Raw genomic sequence first — 16236 nt, forward strand, 5'->3', positions numbered from 1 at the left:
ATTCGAACCCCCGGAAGGTTTGACCCTTCGCCTGATTTCAAGTCAGGTGCATTCAGCCGGACTCTGCCATCTCTCCGTAAGTGCTGCGTATAATAATGATTTTTTTCGCTGTGAAAAGTCTTTTTTCTCACAAAATCAATCGAATGCGCAATCAATAAACAATGTGTGCAAATTTTGCCATATTGGCTGATAAAGCGACCAATATGCCACCAGTTTGCTGTCGTCTATCGTCACCGCTAAATCTAATTTTAAAGAAGCGATGACAAACAACATGCTATGGCTATTTGGAAGCGATCAATCTGCACAAACAAAAACACCGCCTGGGAGGCGGTGTTTTGTAGAATATGGCGGAGAGAGAGGGATTCGAACCCCCGGAAGGTTTGACCCTTCGCCTGATTTCAAGTCAGGTGCATTCAGCCGGACTCTGCCATCTCTCCGTAAGTGCTGCGTATCTTAATGATATTTTTATGGCTGTAAAGGGATAATTTTAAAAAACTGTTCAAGCGCTTATGTTTTAAACAAACTGGTCTGGATTTACCCCAACTTGCGTATTAATTAAACGTAAGATGTTACAAGGGGTGTCTTTGATGTGGAAAGCACTTGAAATATTGAACCAAAACCCATACAAATGACCTAAGATTACATCACCATATTTTTTTGGTTTTTAACGATATCCTTCTGGAGGAAACAATGGATCAACGTTCGATGTATGCAGGTGCATCTCAACAGTCAGTATTGCAAACCAATAAGGTGCTTCGCAATACTTATATGCTGCTTGCCATGACCCTGGCTTTCAGTGCTGTTTGTGCCGGCATTGCCATGGCAGTAGGTATTTCACCTATTATGTCTCTGGTAATGACCATCGGCGCTTTCATCACTTTATTCGTAGTTCAGAAAAAAGCGGATTCAGCTTCCGGTATTTACTGGGTATTTGCTTTCACCGGCTTGATGGGTGCATCTTTGGGTTATACATTGCAGTTTTATCTCGCAATGGGTGGTCCGGGCCTTATTATGCAGGCTTTAGGTGCAACAGCACTGGTATTCTTCGCGCTTTCTGGTTATGCACTCACCACTAAGAAAGACTTCTCATTCCTGGGCGGTTTTCTGATTGTTGGTTTGGTTGTAGCCATTGTTGCTGGTATCGCTAACATATTCTTTATGGTACCTGCGGTTTCACTGGCAATCAGTGCAGCAATTGTTTTCATAATGTCTGGTTTCATTCTGTTCGATACCAGCCGTATCGTTAACGGTGGCGAAACTAACTACATTCGTGCAACAGTATCGATGTACCTGAACATCTACAATCTGTTCACAGCGATTCTGCATCTGTTAGGTGCGTTCGGTAGCGACGACTAATCGTTACCCGTGAGTCTGGAGAAAACACCCCAAACGGGGTGTTTTTTTATTTCTATGTCTAATTACACCGTCCTTGTTACATCAGCGCCTTATGACGATCAGGGAGCGTCTACTGCCCTTGCCTTCTGTCATCAGCTCTTGGCTGATGGGCATCATATTGACCAAATATTTTTTTATCAGCGTGGGATTTATAATGCGATGCCCGCAATGGCCCCGCCGAATGATGAAACCAATTATTTCGCGGCATGGAAAACACTGAAGCAAAAACATAATGTAACCTTACGGGTTTGTATGACCGCTGGCGAAAAGCGCGGTATAAATGCAAATGACATTGTACCGTTTGAACAGACGGGGCTGGGTGAATTTTTTGCCGATTTACACAACAGCAAACATCTGGTGCAATTCTAATGGCTAAACTATTGATTAGATTGACCAGCGCACCTTATGGTACCAGCGATGCATCTGACGGATTGGATTTTGCACTTGCCGCTACGAACTACGGTCATGAGGTAGTGATAATATTCGAAGGGAATGGTCTGTATCAGCTATTGCCGCAAAAGAAAGTCAACGGGGTTAAAGATCAAAGCAAGCGACTTAAATCATTACCGTTTTTCGATATTGAGGAATGCTATTACGCGCAAAGCAATATAGAACGCCAGGGCATGGGCGCACAAAACTATTCGTTAGATATCGTATCAGACTTAGCTGAGCCTCTCGACGATGCAGGAATTATTATGCTTATCGAACAAGCCGATCACGTGGTGACATTTTAATGATAGTAACGATTAATACGGCCACAGAAACCCCGCAAATGTATCGCTACCTCGCTGCGGCGAATGTGGCAGGATCACCGGTGATATTGTTAGAAGATGGCGTGTATCAGATATATAAACTAGCCAGTTTGTGCTCAACACTGAAAGTACGTCAACTCGACGCCGAACAACGTGGTGTGCAGGTAGAAGACGCAGCCTTGTTAACAGACAGTGAAATTGTAGCGCTCATAGAGCAATACGGTAAACAGGTAGTAGTGAAGTGAGTGACACCCATTTTTTAGAATATAACGGCGCGCAAATAGCGGTAGACAAAAACGGCTATCTTTTGGACCACACACAATGGGACGAAGGCATGGTGCCGCTATTAGCTGAACAAGAAAATATTGAACTGACGGATGCGCATTGGGAAGTGGTGCGATTCGTTCGCGCGTTTTATCTGGAATACGACACCAGTCCAGCTATTCGCGCACTGGTGAAAGCCATTGCTGCTGAGCACGGACCAGAAAAAGGCAATAGCCGCTATCTTCAGCGCCTCTTTAAGAAAGGACCCGCAAAGCAGGCTACGAAGCTGGCGGGACTGCCGAAACCGGCAAAGTGTTTATAATTTTCTATCAGACACAAAAAAGCGGAGTTAACATCTCCGCTTTTTTACAGCTGCCAGAAATTATCAGGAAGGTTTAATTTCTGTTACGCCAGCCATGTAAGGAATCAATACTTCCGGCACTTTCACACTGCCGTCAGCTTGCTGGTAGTTTTCAAGAACCGCTACCAATGTACGCCCTACCGCTAAGCCAGAACCGTTTAATGTGTGCAGTAATTCTGGTTTATTAGTTTCAGGGTTACGGTAACGTGCTTGCATTCTGCGCGCCTGGAAATCCAGCATGTTTGAGCAAGATGAAATCTCGCGATAAGTATCCTGCGCCGGTAGCCACACTTCCAGATCATAGGTTTTGCACGAACCAAAGCCCATATCGCCGGTACACAACAGAACTTTACGGTATGGCAGGCCCAATTTCTGCAGAATAACTTCAGCATGACCGGTTAGTTCTTCCAGCGCATTGAAGGAATCTTCAGGCTTCACCAGTTGCACTAGCTCAACCTTCTCGAATTGATGCTGACGAATTAGGCCACGGGTATCGCGACCATACGAACCGGCTTCACTGCGGAAACAAGGTGTATGTGCGGTCATTTTTACCGGCAATTGCTTCGCATCAAAGATTTCGTCACGGGCAATATTAGTCAATGGTACTTCGGCAGTTGGGATTAAAGAAAGCCCCTGACCTTCTTCCGTGGCGGGTTTGGTGTGGAAAAGATCTTCACCGAATTTTGGCAGTTGCCCAGTACCGTACAAGCTGTCATGGTTTACCAGGTAAGGCACATACATTTCCTGATAGCCGTGTTCGCCGGTGTGGGTGTCTAACATGAATTGCGCGAGTGCACGGTGTAAACGCGCCACCTGGCCACGCATTACCACAAAGCGGCTTCCAGTGAGTTTAGTTGCCACTTCGAAGTCGGCGCCCTTACCCAAACCTTCCGCGACATCAACATGGTCTTTTACTTCAAAATCGAAAGAAGCAGGTGTGCCCCACTTAGTAATTTCAACATTATCGTTTTCGTCTTTACCCGCAGGAACAGAAGCATCCGGTAAGTTAGGAATACCCTGTGTCAATGCACTGATCTCGCTAAGTAATGCATCAAGTTCGGCTTTTGCGGCATCCAGATCATCGCCTAACTGCCCGACTTCAGCCAACAGTGGTGCGATGTCTTGACCCTGTGCTTTCGCTTTACCGATAGATTTACTACGAACATTACGCTCGTTTTGCAATTCCTGCGTTTTGGTCTGTAAACCCTTACGCTTATCTTCCAGTGCGTTAAATGCATCTACGTCCAGCGTGAAACCACGCTCTGCAAGACGCTTCGCGGTGTTATCGATGTCTGCGCGAAGTAACTTTGGATCTAACATGTAATTCTTTTTATCCTTTCATCATTGCTATGGCTGCCCAGCCTGCTAACAGGCAAAGGCAGACATTCAGTAACACATTGGCAACAGCTTTCATGATCAGGCCGTTTTCCAGTAGTGTCAGCGTTTCAATTGAAAACGTGGAGAAGGTGGTAAAGGCGCCTAATAAGCCCACACCGATAAGCGCCCGATACGGTGATTCCACCAGTTCGATCCGCTCTATGAATCCATATAAAAGTGCCAGGCTGAAAGAGCCAACCACATTGACGGTGAGTGTACCAAACGGTAACGCTTTTCCAAACCAGGAATCGATGTTTGAACTAACAAAATAGCGCAAGCAGGCCCCCATGGCACCGCCAGCGGCAATATAACAGTAAAGTACAATCCCTGTTGGCATTGTGTTATCCCTTTTTATTCCATGCTTGTTGATTGAGTGCGTCGAGAAAATCCCGCTTCGCTTTTAGTTTTTGTTCCAGCCCACGCTCGGAAGGCTCGTAGAACCGATTCCCAGCAAGTTCAGGTGGCAGATATACTTCACCCGCCGCAAAAGCGTTTGGCTCGTTATGGGCATACCGGTACTCATCACCATGGCCGAGCTCTTTAAGCAGTGCAGTTGGGGCGTTACGCAGGTGAATGGGAACAGGATAATCAGGTGCTTTCGCGGCCAACTGCTTCGCCTGCGAAAACGCCATATAAACCGCATTGCTCTTTGGCGCCAGGGCACAATACACCGCGGCTTGAGCAATAGCCCGTTCACCTTCTGCGGGACCAACACGATGATAACAGTCCCATGCAGTTACGCAAAGGTGCAAGGCTCTGGGATCAGCGTTACCGATATCTTCAGACGCAATCGCCAGCAACCGCCTTGCTACATACAGTGCATCGCCGCCACCATTAAGTATTCTGGCGTACCAATACAATGCGGCATCAGGATCAGAGCCCCTTACCGATTTATGGAAGGCAGAGATGAGATCATAAAACGCATCACCGCCTTTATCATAGGCTGCGACTTTTTCGCCTACAGCCTGTTCAATATCGGCTAGGACAATTTCATGACCTTCAGCAAAATCACTGGCTAATTCGAGGTACGTAAGCAATCTACGTCCATCGCCAGCACATAACCCAATCAGTGCACTGCGCGCTTCATCAGTAAGCGACAAACCACGACTGCCAAGACCTTTCTCGGTGTCGTGCAATGCCCGTTCGAGCAAACGATTCAGCGCCTCGTCGTCAAGCGCTTTGAGTACGTATACCCGGGTCCGAGACAGTAAAGCATTATTCAGTTCAAACGATGGGTTTTCGGTGGTAGCACCGATGAAAGTCACCACACCAGATTCAACAAAAGGCAAAAAGGCATCTTGTTGGCTCTTATTGAAGCGATGTACTTCATCGACAAACAACAGGGTTCGCTGACCATGACGTTTATCTATCTCTGCCTGTTCCATGGCCGCACGTACATCTTTCACACCCGCCGTTACTGCTGACAACCGGACGACTTTTGCATGAGTATATTGTGCAATCATTTCCGCCAAGGTGGTTTTGCCGGTGCCGGGTGGTCCCCACAAGATCATCGAGTGACACTGTCCCGCCTCGAGCATTTTTCTCAGCGGTTTACCCTCGCCTAATAAATGCTGCTGGCCTGCATATTCATCAATGCTGACAGGGCGCATCCGCGCCGCAAGCGGCGCGTAATCATCCTGAGAAAATAAACTCACCGCTGGTCATCAACTATGTAAGAATCAGAAAAAGAAGGCGTAAAGGCATCGGCTGCCAGAGGGAATTGGGTCTCAACGGCACTGAATTTTAGACTGCTAATTTGCTCCTGTGCATCTAGTGTGGTTAAGCCAACTAAGGCGTCATCACTGAAAATAAGGGTAAGTTCACGAATCTGTCCTTCCTGGTTCACCGGCGTAACAAAGTACTCGTCGCTAACCGCATCCGCTTTTCTCACCACGAACTTCGCCCAGGTCTCATCGTCCGTAGCAGTGATCAACATAATAGGGTTATCTTTAACCGCTTTTTTCTGATCGATAATCGTGACTTGCTCGACGAAAGGGTCGATATTCCAAACGGTTTCACCATCGGCCACCAAGGTATTTTCGTCTGGTGATACCGTTTCCCAGCGTAATTTATCTGGACGAGCAAGCATAATATTTCCATTGGCTTCATGAACCACATTACCTTCGGTGTCAGTAATGGTTTGTTTGAACCTCGCTTTATACTGACTGATATGAGAGAGCAAGGTGCGCAGTTCTGTGGTGGCCTGATCACCAGCCATCGCTACAGATGAAAAACTAAGAGAACATACCATTGCCGATAATGCTAAAACCTGACGCATACTAATTACTCCTTCGGTGCAGGTGGTGCCAGAACTTCCCGGTTACCGTTGTGTCCCGGTGAAGATACGACACCGTTTGCTTCCATTTGTTCTACCAGGCGGGCAGCGCGATTGTAACCAATTCTGAATTTGCGCTGAACTGAGGATACACTGGCCCGTCGTGTTTCCGTAACAAATGCCACGGCTTCATCGAAGAAAGCATCGTATTCCTCGTCGGTATTCTCTGACGCCTCACCGGGTAACAGAATTTCGGCTGACGATTCACCGTTTAGAATTTCATCGATGTAATTGGGTTTACCGCGCTTCTGCCAGTCGCTAACCACCGCGTGTACTTCATGATCGTCAACAAATGCACCATGCACCCGGGTAGGAACAGGGCTGCCTGGCGGCAAATAAAGCATATCACCCATGCCGAGAAGGGCTTCTGCGCCCTGTTGGTCAAGGATAGTGCGGGAATCAATTTTACTGGATACCTGGAACGCAATACGGGTGGGAATATTGGCCTTAATCAAACCCGTGATAACGTCTACCGATGGACGTTGAGTCGCAAGAATAAGATGTATACCGGCAGCACGGGCTTTCTGTGCAATCCGGGCAATCAGTTCTTCTACTTTTTTGCCGACGATCATCATCATATCAGCGAATTCGTCCACCACCACGACAATCGCAGGTAGTTTCTCGAGGTCAGGCGCTTCCTGTTCCATACTGTCTTCGGTACGCCACAGTGGATCTTTAATCGGCTCGCCGTCTTCAATGGCTTGCAGCACTTTGGCGTTATAACCTTTGAGGTTACGTACGCCCAGCGCAGACATTAGCTTGTAACGACGCTCCATTTCGCCCACACACCAACGCAAGGCATTGGCGGCTTCTTTCATGTCAGTTACCACTTCAGCAAGCAAATGCGGAATGCCTTCATATACCGAAAGCTCGAGCATTTTCGGGTCAATCATTATCATGCGTACATCTTCTGGCTTAGACTTATACAGCAAGCTCAGAATCATTACGTTTACGCCTACCGATTTACCTGAACCCGTGGTACCGGCTACCAACAAATGTGGCATTTTCGCAAGATCAACCACCACAGGTTTTCCGCTGATATCCGCACCTAATACCATGGTTAGCGCCGAATTATTACTCTGGAAAGCGTCGCAGGTGATCACTTCTTTTAAACTTACCATCTCGCGCTTTTTGTTCGGTAACTCAAGACCAATAACCGACTTACCAGGAATAACTTCCACCACGCGTACTGACATTGCAGACATAGCACGTGCTAGGTCTTTTGAAAGACCAGTAATCTTACTGACTTTCACACCAGGGGCTAAATCAAGTTCGAATCGGGTAATCACCGGACCTGGATAAACACCTACCACGTTCGCTTCAATGTTGAAGTCTTTCAATTTGTCTTCAACCAGGCGGGAAAGCATATCCATTTCCTCCTGGGTGATGGGGTTTTCTTTCCGATTCGGGCGATCCAACAGTTCAAATGAAGGCATGGGACCAAGTGCAGCAATTTCAGCTTTTTCTGCTTCTTTTGCAGCCACGGCCTCTGCCAACGTGGTAGGCGCTTTCGACTTTTGCGAAGCTGCAGGCGCAGTGCCCGACGTTTCAGGCTGTTGGGCAGCCGTTGGTTCTTCTGTCCACGGTGGCGTATTGATACCACTTTCCGTACTTGTGTTGTCGGTTTCTGAGACATCATCAAACGCAGAGAAAGTAGGTTCCGATTTTTCTACTTCGGGCTCTGATGGGGCTTTCTCTTTTGTTGGCATGACTTTTTCTTTTAAGCTGCTAAAAGAAAATCCTGAAGATTTGCTATCAACTTTGTCGCTGCTGCCTTCATTCAGGGTATATTCGGGTTCTTCTTCGTCAGCAAACACTTCATCTGGAATACTAAAAGAAGGTTCGTCCCTGTTTGAACTGCCATATGTACGGCCAGTGGACGCCTTCGTGGGCTTTTCATCATCTGCAGGAGGGGCAGCCCTCAACGTTGTCACATCGAGAGAATCGTCACTCCCCTGCCCCGCTGATTTTTCCGGAGAAGAAAGCGCAAGACGTGGCATTTCAAGACCAATGAGTTGCTGTGGTACCGTAATCGTTTTGCGTCCAAACCATATGGTGGCACTTCCCAGACCATCAATTATGTCCAACCAGCTGATGCCGGTTAGCAAGGTGAAACCGGTGCAGGAAAAACAAAGCAGCAGCAGAATGGTTCCGGCAGTATTAAAATACGGAATGAGCGCTGAACTGATGACATCACCGACAAAGCCGCCGGCAGAAAAGTTATACAAATCGTTGAAATTAATGCTGGCGATGCCTGTTACGCCCAACGCAATCAGCAAGCCGCCGATGATACGCAATCCGATAGTAAGATAATCGAACTCATCAAGATCTTTCACATGCTGGAAAAGAAACCAGCCAATGAAGGCAAAACAGAAAGGTAATAAATAGGCCAGCCAACCAAAGCTAAACAATAACAAATCGGCAACCCATGCCCCGGTAGCGCCAACCCAGTTATGTACATCGAGTTGCAGCCCGGCCTGACTCCACCCCGGATCGCCGGGATGGAAGGAAGCTAATGCCAGTAGAATGAAGAAAGCGAACACACTGGCGACAATCATGCCGGCCTCGAGTAATCGCTGAACACCTGTTAAACGCGCCATAAACCCTAATCACTAATATCAGCCAGGCGTTTGTGTAAAGGCATTTCCCTGCACACGGAAGACAACGCCGGCCTGTTTGAAACATTCATTATTATTTGCAACCCTGCTGAATCATGGCTGAATACAACCTGAAATTCCCTCGTTTCAACAGGTGTTTTTATAGCAAAAGCCTACCATAAAGGTAGCTTAGTTACCTATTTTAATCTGCCTACGGTACATCTGCATGACGACTTTCTAATCGAAATTGACCGACTCACAGCTCATTTGAGGTTTATACGTAAAGAGGTAGTACTTTTTACTTCCTCCATCACCACGTAAGTACGAGATTCACTCACGCCAGGAAGCCGTAATAATGTATCGCCAAGTAACTTTCGATAACTCGACATGTCAGCCACTCTGGCTTTCAACAAAAAATCAAAATCGCCAGAAACAAGGTGACATTCTTGAATGTCTTCCTGATCTTGAACGGCAGCAGAAAATTCTGCAAATATATCCACTGAAGTCTTTGTTAAGGTAATCTCAACAAACACCAACATAGCTGCGCCTAGCTTCTCAGGATCGAGGGTTGCGTGATAGCCCTTTACGTATCCCTGCGCCTCTAGCCGCTTGACTCTTTCCAAACACGGACTCGGACTCAACCCCACTGATTTTGCCAATTCAACGTTAGAAATTCTGCCGTCTTTCTGAAGTTGAATGAGTATATTCCTGTCTATTCGGTCAAGGTGTTTCGGGGTTTTTACTAGCATATTATATTCCGCAACTTGGCTATAATTCAGAATATAACATGGCATCTCAGAAATATTCAGCACAAACTTCGTTTTTTCATCACGTATACTGCGGCACTTCAAAACACAATAAAACAGCAATGATTGAGGGTTCTATGTTAGTAGGTGTACCAAAAGAAATTAAAAACCATGAGTACCGTGTTGGCCTGACGCCTGCCGCAGTGAAGGAATTTGTCACAAACGGTCATAGTGTCGTTGTGGAAACCAATGCAGGTACAGCGATTGGATTTACTGATGATATGTATATCGCTGCTGGTGCACATATCGCTGCAACAGCGGAAGAAATTTTTGCCGAAGCAGAAATGATCGTTAAAGTGAAAGAGCCACAGCCAAACGAATGTAAGATGCTGAGAAAAGGCCAAACCCTGTACACTTACCTTCACCTTGCCCCAGACCCAGTGCAAACAGAGCTTCTCATTGCCTCAGGCGCAACGTGTATTGCTTACGAAACAGTGACAGATGACCGTGGTGGTCTACCTCTGCTAGCACCAATGAGTGAAGTTGCAGGTCGTATGTCTGTTCAAGCAGGTGCGCACTACCTTGAGAAAGCGCATGGCGGCAGTGGTACGTTACTCGGCGGTGTACCAGGCGTAGCACCAGGAAAAGTATTAGTAATCGGCGGCGGCGTGGTAGGCATTAACGCGGCGAAAATGGCTGTGGGTATGGGGGCAGATGTCACTATTCTGGATCGCTCTCTACCTCGTTTACGTCAGATTGACGATATCTTTAATGGTCAGGTAAAAACAGTATTCTCAACAGTAGACGCTATCGAGCAATATTCTTCAAAAGCTGATTTAGTGGTTGGCGCGGTACTTATTCCGGGTGCGGCTGCTCCTAAACTGCTGAACGAAGAACATATCAAAGCGATGAAGCCAGGCTCAGTCGTGGTTGACGTTGCAATTGACCAGGGCGGTTGTTTTGCGACCTCTAAGGCGACCACTCACCAAGATCCTGTGTACATTATCGATGACGTAGTTCATTACTGTGTAGCAAATATGCCGGGCGGTGTTGCTCGTACGTCAACCATGGCACTGAACAATGCAACGCTGCCGTTTGGTCTGGCATTGGCCAACAAAGGGCCTAAGCAAGCCATGCTCGACGACAAACATTTGTTGAACGGACTGAACGTTCACGAAGGTAAAGTGACTTACAAAGCCGTAGTTGATGCTTTAGGTGAAAAGCTGGGCCTCACCTACACCCCAGCAGAAGAAGCGTTGAAATAATCAGTAGTAGTTACTGAAAAAGCCCCGCGGTGTGCGAACACAGCGGGGCTTTTGTTTTATAAACCACAATATATTTTAAAGTGATGCGTTTACTTCTTTTAATACGGTAATGGGCTCGTCTGCCTGGGTAATAGGACGGCCCATCACAAGGTAACTCACGCCGGCTTCCATCGCATCGACGGGTGTCATCACACGTTTTTGGTCGCCAACATCACTGCCAACAGGACGAATACCAGGCGTGACCAACAAGAAAGGTGCCTTCATGGTTTTCCGTAGAAGCACGGCTTCTTGTGCCGAACAAACAACACCATCCAGGCCCGCTTCAAAAGTGAGCGCCGCAAGCTTCTCAACCTGTTGGGCAGGTGTTACACCAGGAACAACACGTTGAAGTTGTGCTTCATCCATACTGGTTAATACAGTTACGGCGATCAGTTTGGTTTGTGGATGAGAGCTGGATTCAATGGCCAGTTTCGCTGCTTTCATCATTTCCAGGCCGCCACTTGCATGGACATTTACCATCCACACGCCCATTTCTGCTGCCGCTTTACATGCTTTGGCAACCGTGTTCGGAATGTCGTGGAATTTGAGATCAAGAAAGATTTCAAAGCCTTTATTCTGAAGCTTTTTAACCAGTTCTGGGCCGAATAAGGTAAACATTTCTTTACCGATTTTCAGCCGGCACAGGCTTGGGTCTAGCTGGTCAACAAATGCCAGGGCATTGTCTGCATTGTCGTAATCGAGAGCGACGATGACTTTAGGATCTTGCATGAGAGATTTATTCTCCGTCTAAGCCTTTGATGGGTTTTACTACATTCCATTTCTTACAGGATGGGCATAGCCAATACAGTTTTCTTCCGGAAAACCCGCAACTTGCACAGCGATACTTGGGACGCTGCTTAATCTGTTCTTCAACTAAACCTTTCAACAAACGTAAACTATCTGCGGATTCAGTATCGTTGATTTGGTCTATATAAAGTCCCATGAGGGTTTTGAACCCTTTCATGGTAGGACGCTTGCGCAATTGTTCAAGCAAATATTGGGCGGCTTCAGATGTTTTACCTTGGTGAATTTTAATATCGACCATGGCGAGATAAGACGTTGCACATTCTTGCCAATGTGAAGCCAATGCTTTCTCGAAACCATCCCAATCTCCGGTTTCGTTAGCGATAACTTCTAAGCTTGGAACCGCTTCACTAAACCAGTTCAGGTCGTGTTCTGCAACTTGAATAAAATAGGCATTCGCGTCGGAATAGCGTTTTTGGTTCAACGCAATATGCCCCAGCATAAGCCAAGGACGTACAGCATGTTCATCGGCGTTAACTGCTTTTTGTAGCAGTATTAGTGCATCGCCCTGCTGGCCATTGTTCTGCTCTATTTGTGCCTGCTCGCAATAAAAATGGGCAAGACGTTCACTCACATCATCTGTATCGCCATGGCATTCCACCATACGCTCAGCAAGCTCGATGGCGCGCTCCCATTCTTTGGTTGTCTGATAAATGCTGAATAATTGTTGTTGAGCCACCTGATAGTGTCTATCGCTATTCAATAGCTGCAGATAAGCACCTTCTGCACGTTCCAGAAAACCGGCCTGCATGTAATCTTTACCCAACTCTTTGAGCGCGTTTTCTTGCTGCGTTCCCTGAATTTCCTCTTTTGAAACCAGGTTTTGATGAATTTTGATGGCGCGATCTATTTCTCCGCGATGCCGGAAAAAGTTCCCCATGGCGATGTGAGTCTCCACCGTATCGCTATTGAGGTTGATCATCTTGATGAGTGTATCGACAGCTTTATCAGGCTGGTCGGATAAAAGAAAATTGAGGCCTTTATAATAATGACGAGATAATATGCTCGATTGTTTCCGCTGCGCTTGACGCACACTGTTGCGGCCCATTATCCAACCGTAGCCGGCAGCAACAGGCAAAAGGAGAAACAACAATTCCAGCATATTTTATTCTTTCGTCGCCTTGCGTAACCGGCCCCGCACCGCAACGAGCTGAACACGCAAGCTCAGCCAGCTAAGAAGCATCATGAGTAATCCTATTAGGATACCAATGGATAACGTAATAGCGATTAGCGTAGACATCCGGAGTTCAGACTGCGCTATCAAATAATTAACGGTCACTAGCGTTTCGTTCTGCGAGCCAATGGCGAATGCCATCACTAACAGGAAAACGATAACAAGAAGTGTGATTATTCCTTTCAACGTAAAAACCTTTGTTTTTCAACTAAGCAAAAGGATAGCAAATTGAAGGAAAACATAATATCAGAATCAGTAAAAATCTACGTTATGCTGTCGCTGCAGCCTGCTTTTGCTCAGCTTTAGCTTTGACCGGACGCAATTTTGCGCGCATCACTGCGCTGTGAAGAGCAGATTCGCTAGTCAAATACAATACATGACTATAAGAGGTCTGCATTACGCTGAAGCGATCGTACATGGGTTTATCGATACGAGAAAGCTGAGCCAGGCGCTTTTTAGACATAGTAGTTTCGTGGTTTTGGCATCGGCTTACGTCAACCTTGGTTACGCATAACTCAATTTTGTTTTCAGTCAAATGGTTATGCACCTGCTTTCTTAACACACCGAAGAAATATTCGTGTTCTGGAAGGTAAACCAGCTTGCTATCGCTTTTACGCACGCAATGCACGACATTCGCGGAGGTTACTTTTCCCTCGAACATTTCCGATAGCAAACGAGACTTAGGCTTATCCGCGTTTTTATCGGCGAAAAAGCCATGCATAGGCACCACATTTTCGATAACAGAAAATGGATATAAATCGCTGCATTCACTGGCCTGATAAAGTGTTTTCAAACGGTTGATTAAATAGCGGTTATTAATACACAAAATGCTGGCAGAGGGATGGTGTCGAACAGCCAGTTCCCAGGCAAATCGGTGGTTTCTTCGCTGAATTACCGTTAAATCGCGAGATTTAAAGTAACTGATATTTTTATTTACTAACTGATTAATGCTTGCACAAACTGTCTCTCGTTTTGCAAACAGCTTTAGCCGTATTACCTTCTTGCAAGACGAAACACCGACAACGCGGTAACGCTGAGACTTGAGTTTGAACTCGGGTACGGAAACCTTCAGTTCTTTCTCAGCCGACGATAGTGGTTCAGGCAGCTCAATACACATGCCATTGGGCGAGATGTCTTTTACGAACACCTGTTGTGATTTTAACAACCCCGTTTTAATTGCCCCTTCCTTCTCCAGCAAATATCGGGTTTCGGCACGCCGGTTAAGTTGCTCATCAAAAAGCAGCGAAATTTTCGCTTTCGCGGTGTCTTGCAAGAATTCATCGGGGATTGCTGGCATCGGCAGTCGCTGACTCAGAGCCAAGCCAGTCAAACTTTCCGTCGCATTTCGATAAAACATGACATGGGAAATCTGCATTAGCTGCTCGTTCTCGTTCGAGACAATGTCATGAATGGCAAACGCTTTTTGCTTATCTACGTTACCAACCTGCTGCAAGCGACAGTGTGCGCAGTACATCGAGTTATTCGCATTGAGCAAGTGAACAACCTGAGCGATTATGCCAGCTTTCTCGAGCTCACGAATTGTCGCGGCAATTCTTACCTCGCCCTGCTTTGTTTGTATTAACCCTGTTATGACAAACGACTCAGAGTACGTCGTCATCTCAGCCATGACTCGTGCGATAAGCTTTGGGCGAGTGAGATCATGAGTGGCAGGAATTCCGCCACTAAACTGTTCGTTAGCGGCCGTGAAAAGCACCGAGAGCGGTGTTACACCTTGCTTATTCACTTGCAAAAATACCGGAACCCACGGGCTATTATCGAGAATACGATCACGCTCAAGATCTTGCATGGCTCGTTCACTTTCCAGTTCACGCTGCAAAGGCTGTTGAAACGAAGCCATGTTCACATATTTTTTTAGTGCTGCCACTATTTTTGGGTCGGTACTCGGGTGAAGGCGAAAGTGCGTTTCGTATTTTTCGGTGTGCTTATTGAATTTAATCGCACTTACCATGTATCTAACAGCCTGCTCTTTGGGTATGCCTGGTATCTCGGGTAAATGAAAACTAAATACCTCTTTCGAGCTTACTTTCGGCGGGCGCTTGCTCTCAAGCGACATACTGTTACTGGCAAACGAAGATACCGTACAGCTACGCCCTTTTTCGAACTCAAGTGAAGACACGGGAAAATGGGGTGTAATTGCCAGTTCATCACCAAAATTAATGTCGTCTAACGTTTGGCTTTCGATTGTGAACGCATCAACGATTTTTTTATGATTTTCCTTCTTAAGGTGTTCTTTATAAAAATCAGAATTAGTGATGGTTTCAAAAACACCAACCGTATAACGCTCTCGATAAAGTTCGGACTCTTTTTGCAGTATTTGCGCCCCCACTTTATCGAGCCGCATTTCGACCCCAAAATGGGAAAATTTGAAAACAGGAAATTGTGCAAAGGAGGAATTGTCCGCTGGCGCGTCAGTCAGTGACGTGAGCCTGATGACTTCTTCTTTAATTGTTTTGCGAATAGAAGCCGAAACACGACCCGTGAACTTGTTCAGGCCTTCGAGCAGTCTATTATCTTGCTCGTAAGGAATAAGCGCTCTAATGAGCGGCTGATACTGTTTTATGACCTGTTGTTCTTCGGAAGCTGGCATTATTTTTATTATTACAGCAAAAAAGTATTAATTAGCACCTTTCTAATATATCGATTATGAGATCGTGGTCAAGTTTTAATCTTATAAATTAGACTTATTGATGAAGATGGTCTACCGCGTTCTTATTATGCTTCTTACGGAATGGGGATGCGTAGTTATGCGATTGCAGCAATAACAAAGAGCAGAAATAAAAAAAGCCGCAGAATGCGGCTTTTTAGAATTAAGCGCTGATGGCGCTATCTACCCGTTCACGTAATTCTTTACCGGGTTTAAAGTGTGGAACATATTTACCATCAAGTTTAACGGTATCTCCGGTTTTAGGGTTACGCCCAACACGCGGAGCGCGGTAATGCAGTGAAAAACTACCAAAACCACGAATTTCGATACGCTCACCCTTTTGCAGAGTTTGCGCCATCTGTTCCAGAATTTCTTTAATCGCCAGCTCTAAATCTTTTGCCGGGATATGTCGCGCCTGGTCCGCGAGCCGTTCAATCAGTTCCGACTTGGTCATCTAAAACC

Annotated in this window: 18 protein-coding genes and 1 tRNA gene; 7 read left to right on the forward strand and 12 right to left on the reverse strand. The window is 46.3% G+C overall.

The window, feature by feature from the left end:
* Positions 1–190 (forward strand): hypothetical protein (locus tag ACXAGX_RS14255; protein WP_474839143.1); only part of this gene is annotated, 190 nt, incomplete at its 5' end.
* Between the two features lie 155 nt (positions 191–345).
* Here ACXAGX_RS14255 and ACXAGX_RS14260 read toward each other — a convergent pair.
* Positions 346–437, reverse strand: a tRNA-Ser gene (locus ACXAGX_RS14260).
* A gap of 253 nt (positions 438–690) precedes the next feature.
* Here ACXAGX_RS14260 and ACXAGX_RS14265 point away from each other — a divergent pair.
* From ACXAGX_RS14265 to ACXAGX_RS14285, 5 genes are read left to right on the forward strand one after another with little or no spacing between them, the layout of a single operon-like run.
* A complete protein-coding gene (locus ACXAGX_RS14265) occupies positions 691–1356 on the forward strand; it encodes a Bax inhibitor-1/YccA family protein (RefSeq protein ID WP_070127680.1) in 666 nt (221 codons plus the stop codon).
* 9 nt (positions 1357–1365) lie between these two features.
* Positions 1366–1764 (forward strand): sulfurtransferase complex subunit TusD, encoded by a 399-nt coding sequence (gene tusD, locus ACXAGX_RS14270; protein WP_474839145.1) that lies wholly within the window; start codon positions 1366–1368, stop codon positions 1762–1764.
* Positions 1764–2129 (forward strand): DsrE family protein, encoded by a 366-nt coding sequence (locus tag ACXAGX_RS14275; RefSeq protein WP_474839147.1) that lies wholly within the window; start codon positions 1764–1766, stop codon positions 2127–2129. Before tusD ends, ACXAGX_RS14275 begins: the two co-directional genes overlap by 1 nt.
* Complete coding sequence (locus tag ACXAGX_RS14280; RefSeq protein WP_474824672.1) at positions 2129–2392, forward strand: hypothetical protein; 264 nt, start codon at positions 2129–2131, stop codon at positions 2390–2392. The genes ACXAGX_RS14275 and ACXAGX_RS14280 overlap by 1 nt, the downstream gene beginning before the upstream one ends.
* Positions 2389–2733: a TusE/DsrC/DsvC family sulfur relay protein gene (locus ACXAGX_RS14285; protein WP_474824673.1), complete on the forward strand. Its 345-nt coding sequence runs from the start codon at positions 2389–2391 to the stop codon at positions 2731–2733. The genes ACXAGX_RS14280 and ACXAGX_RS14285 overlap by 4 nt, the downstream gene beginning before the upstream one ends.
* Before the next feature lie 63 nt (positions 2734–2796).
* Here ACXAGX_RS14285 and serS read toward each other — a convergent pair whose 3' ends face one another.
* The 6 genes from serS to lrp all read right to left on the reverse strand — a co-directional run bounded on the left by serS (position 2797) and on the right by lrp (position 9830).
* On the reverse strand, positions 2797–4092 hold the full coding sequence (gene serS, locus ACXAGX_RS14290; protein ID WP_474824674.1) for a serine--tRNA ligase: 1296 nt from the start codon (positions 4090–4092) through the stop codon (positions 2797–2799).
* A 10-nt stretch (positions 4093–4102) separates the two neighbouring features.
* Positions 4103–4486, reverse strand: a complete 384-nt coding sequence (crcB, locus tag ACXAGX_RS14295; RefSeq protein ID WP_474839149.1) for a fluoride efflux transporter CrcB — start codon at positions 4484–4486, stop codon at positions 4103–4105.
* A gap of 4 nt (positions 4487–4490) precedes the next feature.
* Complete coding sequence (locus tag ACXAGX_RS14300) at positions 4491–5759, reverse strand: replication-associated recombination protein A (protein WP_474824801.1); 1269 nt, start codon at positions 5757–5759, stop codon at positions 4491–4493.
* 41 nt (positions 5760–5800) lie between these two features.
* Entirely contained in the window at positions 5801–6427 is a 627-nt protein-coding gene (lolA, locus tag ACXAGX_RS14305; protein WP_474839151.1) for an outer membrane lipoprotein periplasmic chaperone LolA, read from the reverse strand.
* A gap of 5 nt (positions 6428–6432) precedes the next feature.
* The gene (locus ACXAGX_RS14310; RefSeq protein WP_474839153.1) at positions 6433–9084 is read right to left on the reverse strand and encodes a DNA translocase FtsK; all 2652 of its coding nucleotides are present in this window, start codon (positions 9082–9084) and stop codon (positions 6433–6435) included.
* Between the two features lie 260 nt (positions 9085–9344).
* On the reverse strand, positions 9345–9830 hold the full coding sequence (lrp, locus tag ACXAGX_RS14315) for a leucine-responsive transcriptional regulator Lrp (protein ID WP_070127690.1): 486 nt from the start codon (positions 9828–9830) through the stop codon (positions 9345–9347).
* Between the two features lie 134 nt (positions 9831–9964).
* Between lrp and ald the strand changes: the two genes are divergently transcribed.
* Positions 9965–11092: an alanine dehydrogenase gene (gene ald, locus ACXAGX_RS14320; protein ID WP_474839155.1), complete on the forward strand. Its 1128-nt coding sequence runs from the start codon at positions 9965–9967 to the stop codon at positions 11090–11092.
* Positions 11093–11167: 75 nt separating this feature from the next.
* Here the strand turns inward: ald and pyrF are convergent, their stop codons facing one another.
* The 5 genes from pyrF to ihfB all read right to left on the reverse strand — a co-directional run bounded on the left by pyrF (position 11168) and on the right by ihfB (position 16228).
* On the reverse strand, positions 11168–11860 hold the full coding sequence (gene pyrF, locus ACXAGX_RS14325) for an orotidine-5'-phosphate decarboxylase (RefSeq protein WP_474839157.1): 693 nt from the start codon (positions 11858–11860) through the stop codon (positions 11168–11170).
* 7 nt (positions 11861–11867) lie between these two features.
* Positions 11868–13037, reverse strand: coding sequence for a lipopolysaccharide assembly protein LapB (gene lapB / locus ACXAGX_RS14330; protein ID WP_474839159.1), 1170 nt, complete (start codon positions 13035–13037; stop codon positions 11868–11870).
* A gap of 3 nt (positions 13038–13040) precedes the next feature.
* Complete coding sequence (locus tag ACXAGX_RS14335) at positions 13041–13295, reverse strand: lipopolysaccharide assembly protein LapA domain-containing protein (RefSeq protein WP_474824682.1); 255 nt, start codon at positions 13293–13295, stop codon at positions 13041–13043.
* Positions 13296–13377: 82 nt separating this feature from the next.
* The gene (locus ACXAGX_RS14340) at positions 13378–15717 is read right to left on the reverse strand and encodes a PilZ domain-containing protein (RefSeq protein WP_474839160.1); all 2340 of its coding nucleotides are present in this window, start codon (positions 15715–15717) and stop codon (positions 13378–13380) included.
* Between the two features lie 220 nt (positions 15718–15937).
* Positions 15938–16228, reverse strand: a complete 291-nt coding sequence (gene ihfB / locus ACXAGX_RS14345; protein ID WP_474824684.1) for an integration host factor subunit beta — start codon at positions 16226–16228, stop codon at positions 15938–15940.
* Positions 16229–16236: the final 8 nt, after the last annotated feature.

This window comes from Alteromonas sp. ABV4_515 (assembly GCF_056160345.1).

Excerpts from the sequence above, each read along its gene's own strand:
- ACXAGX_RS14265 (WP_070127680.1), top strand. The coding sequence starts at position 691 with ATGGATCAACGTTCGATGTATGCAGGTGCATCTCAACAGTCAGTATTG.
- ACXAGX_RS14275 (WP_474839147.1), top strand. The coding sequence starts at position 1,764 with ATGGCTAAACTATTGATTAGATTGACCAGCGCACCTTATGGTACCAGC.
- ACXAGX_RS14280 (WP_474824672.1), top strand. The coding sequence starts at position 2,129 with ATGATAGTAACGATTAATACGGCCACAGAAACCCCGCAAATGTATCGC.
- serS (WP_474824674.1), bottom strand. The coding sequence starts at position 4,092 with ATGTTAGATCCAAAGTTACTTCGCGCAGACATCGATAACACCGCGAAG.
- crcB (WP_474839149.1), bottom strand. The coding sequence starts at position 4,486 with ATGCCAACAGGGATTGTACTTTACTGTTATATTGCCGCTGGCGGTGCC.
- ACXAGX_RS14300 (WP_474824801.1), bottom strand. The coding sequence starts at position 5,759 with ATGCGCCCTGTCAGCATTGATGAATATGCAGGCCAGCAGCATTTATTA.
- lolA (WP_474839151.1), bottom strand. The coding sequence starts at position 6,427 with ATGCGTCAGGTTTTAGCATTATCGGCAATGGTATGTTCTCTTAGTTTT.
- ACXAGX_RS14310 (WP_474839153.1), bottom strand. The coding sequence starts at position 9,084 with ATGGCGCGTTTAACAGGTGTTCAGCGATTACTCGAGGCCGGCATGATT.
- lrp (WP_070127690.1), bottom strand. The coding sequence starts at position 9,830 with ATGCTAGTAAAAACCCCGAAACACCTTGACCGAATAGACAGGAATATA.
- ald (WP_474839155.1), top strand. The coding sequence starts at position 9,965 with ATGTTAGTAGGTGTACCAAAAGAAATTAAAAACCATGAGTACCGTGTT.
- pyrF (WP_474839157.1), bottom strand. The coding sequence starts at position 11,860 with ATGCAAGATCCTAAAGTCATCGTCGCTCTCGATTACGACAATGCAGAC.
- lapB (WP_474839159.1), bottom strand. The coding sequence starts at position 13,037 with ATGCTGGAATTGTTGTTTCTCCTTTTGCCTGTTGCTGCCGGCTACGGT.
- ACXAGX_RS14340 (WP_474839160.1), bottom strand. The coding sequence starts at position 15,717 with ATGCCAGCTTCCGAAGAACAACAGGTCATAAAACAGTATCAGCCGCTC.
- ihfB (WP_474824684.1), bottom strand. The coding sequence starts at position 16,228 with ATGACCAAGTCGGAACTGATTGAACGGCTCGCGGACCAGGCGCGACAT.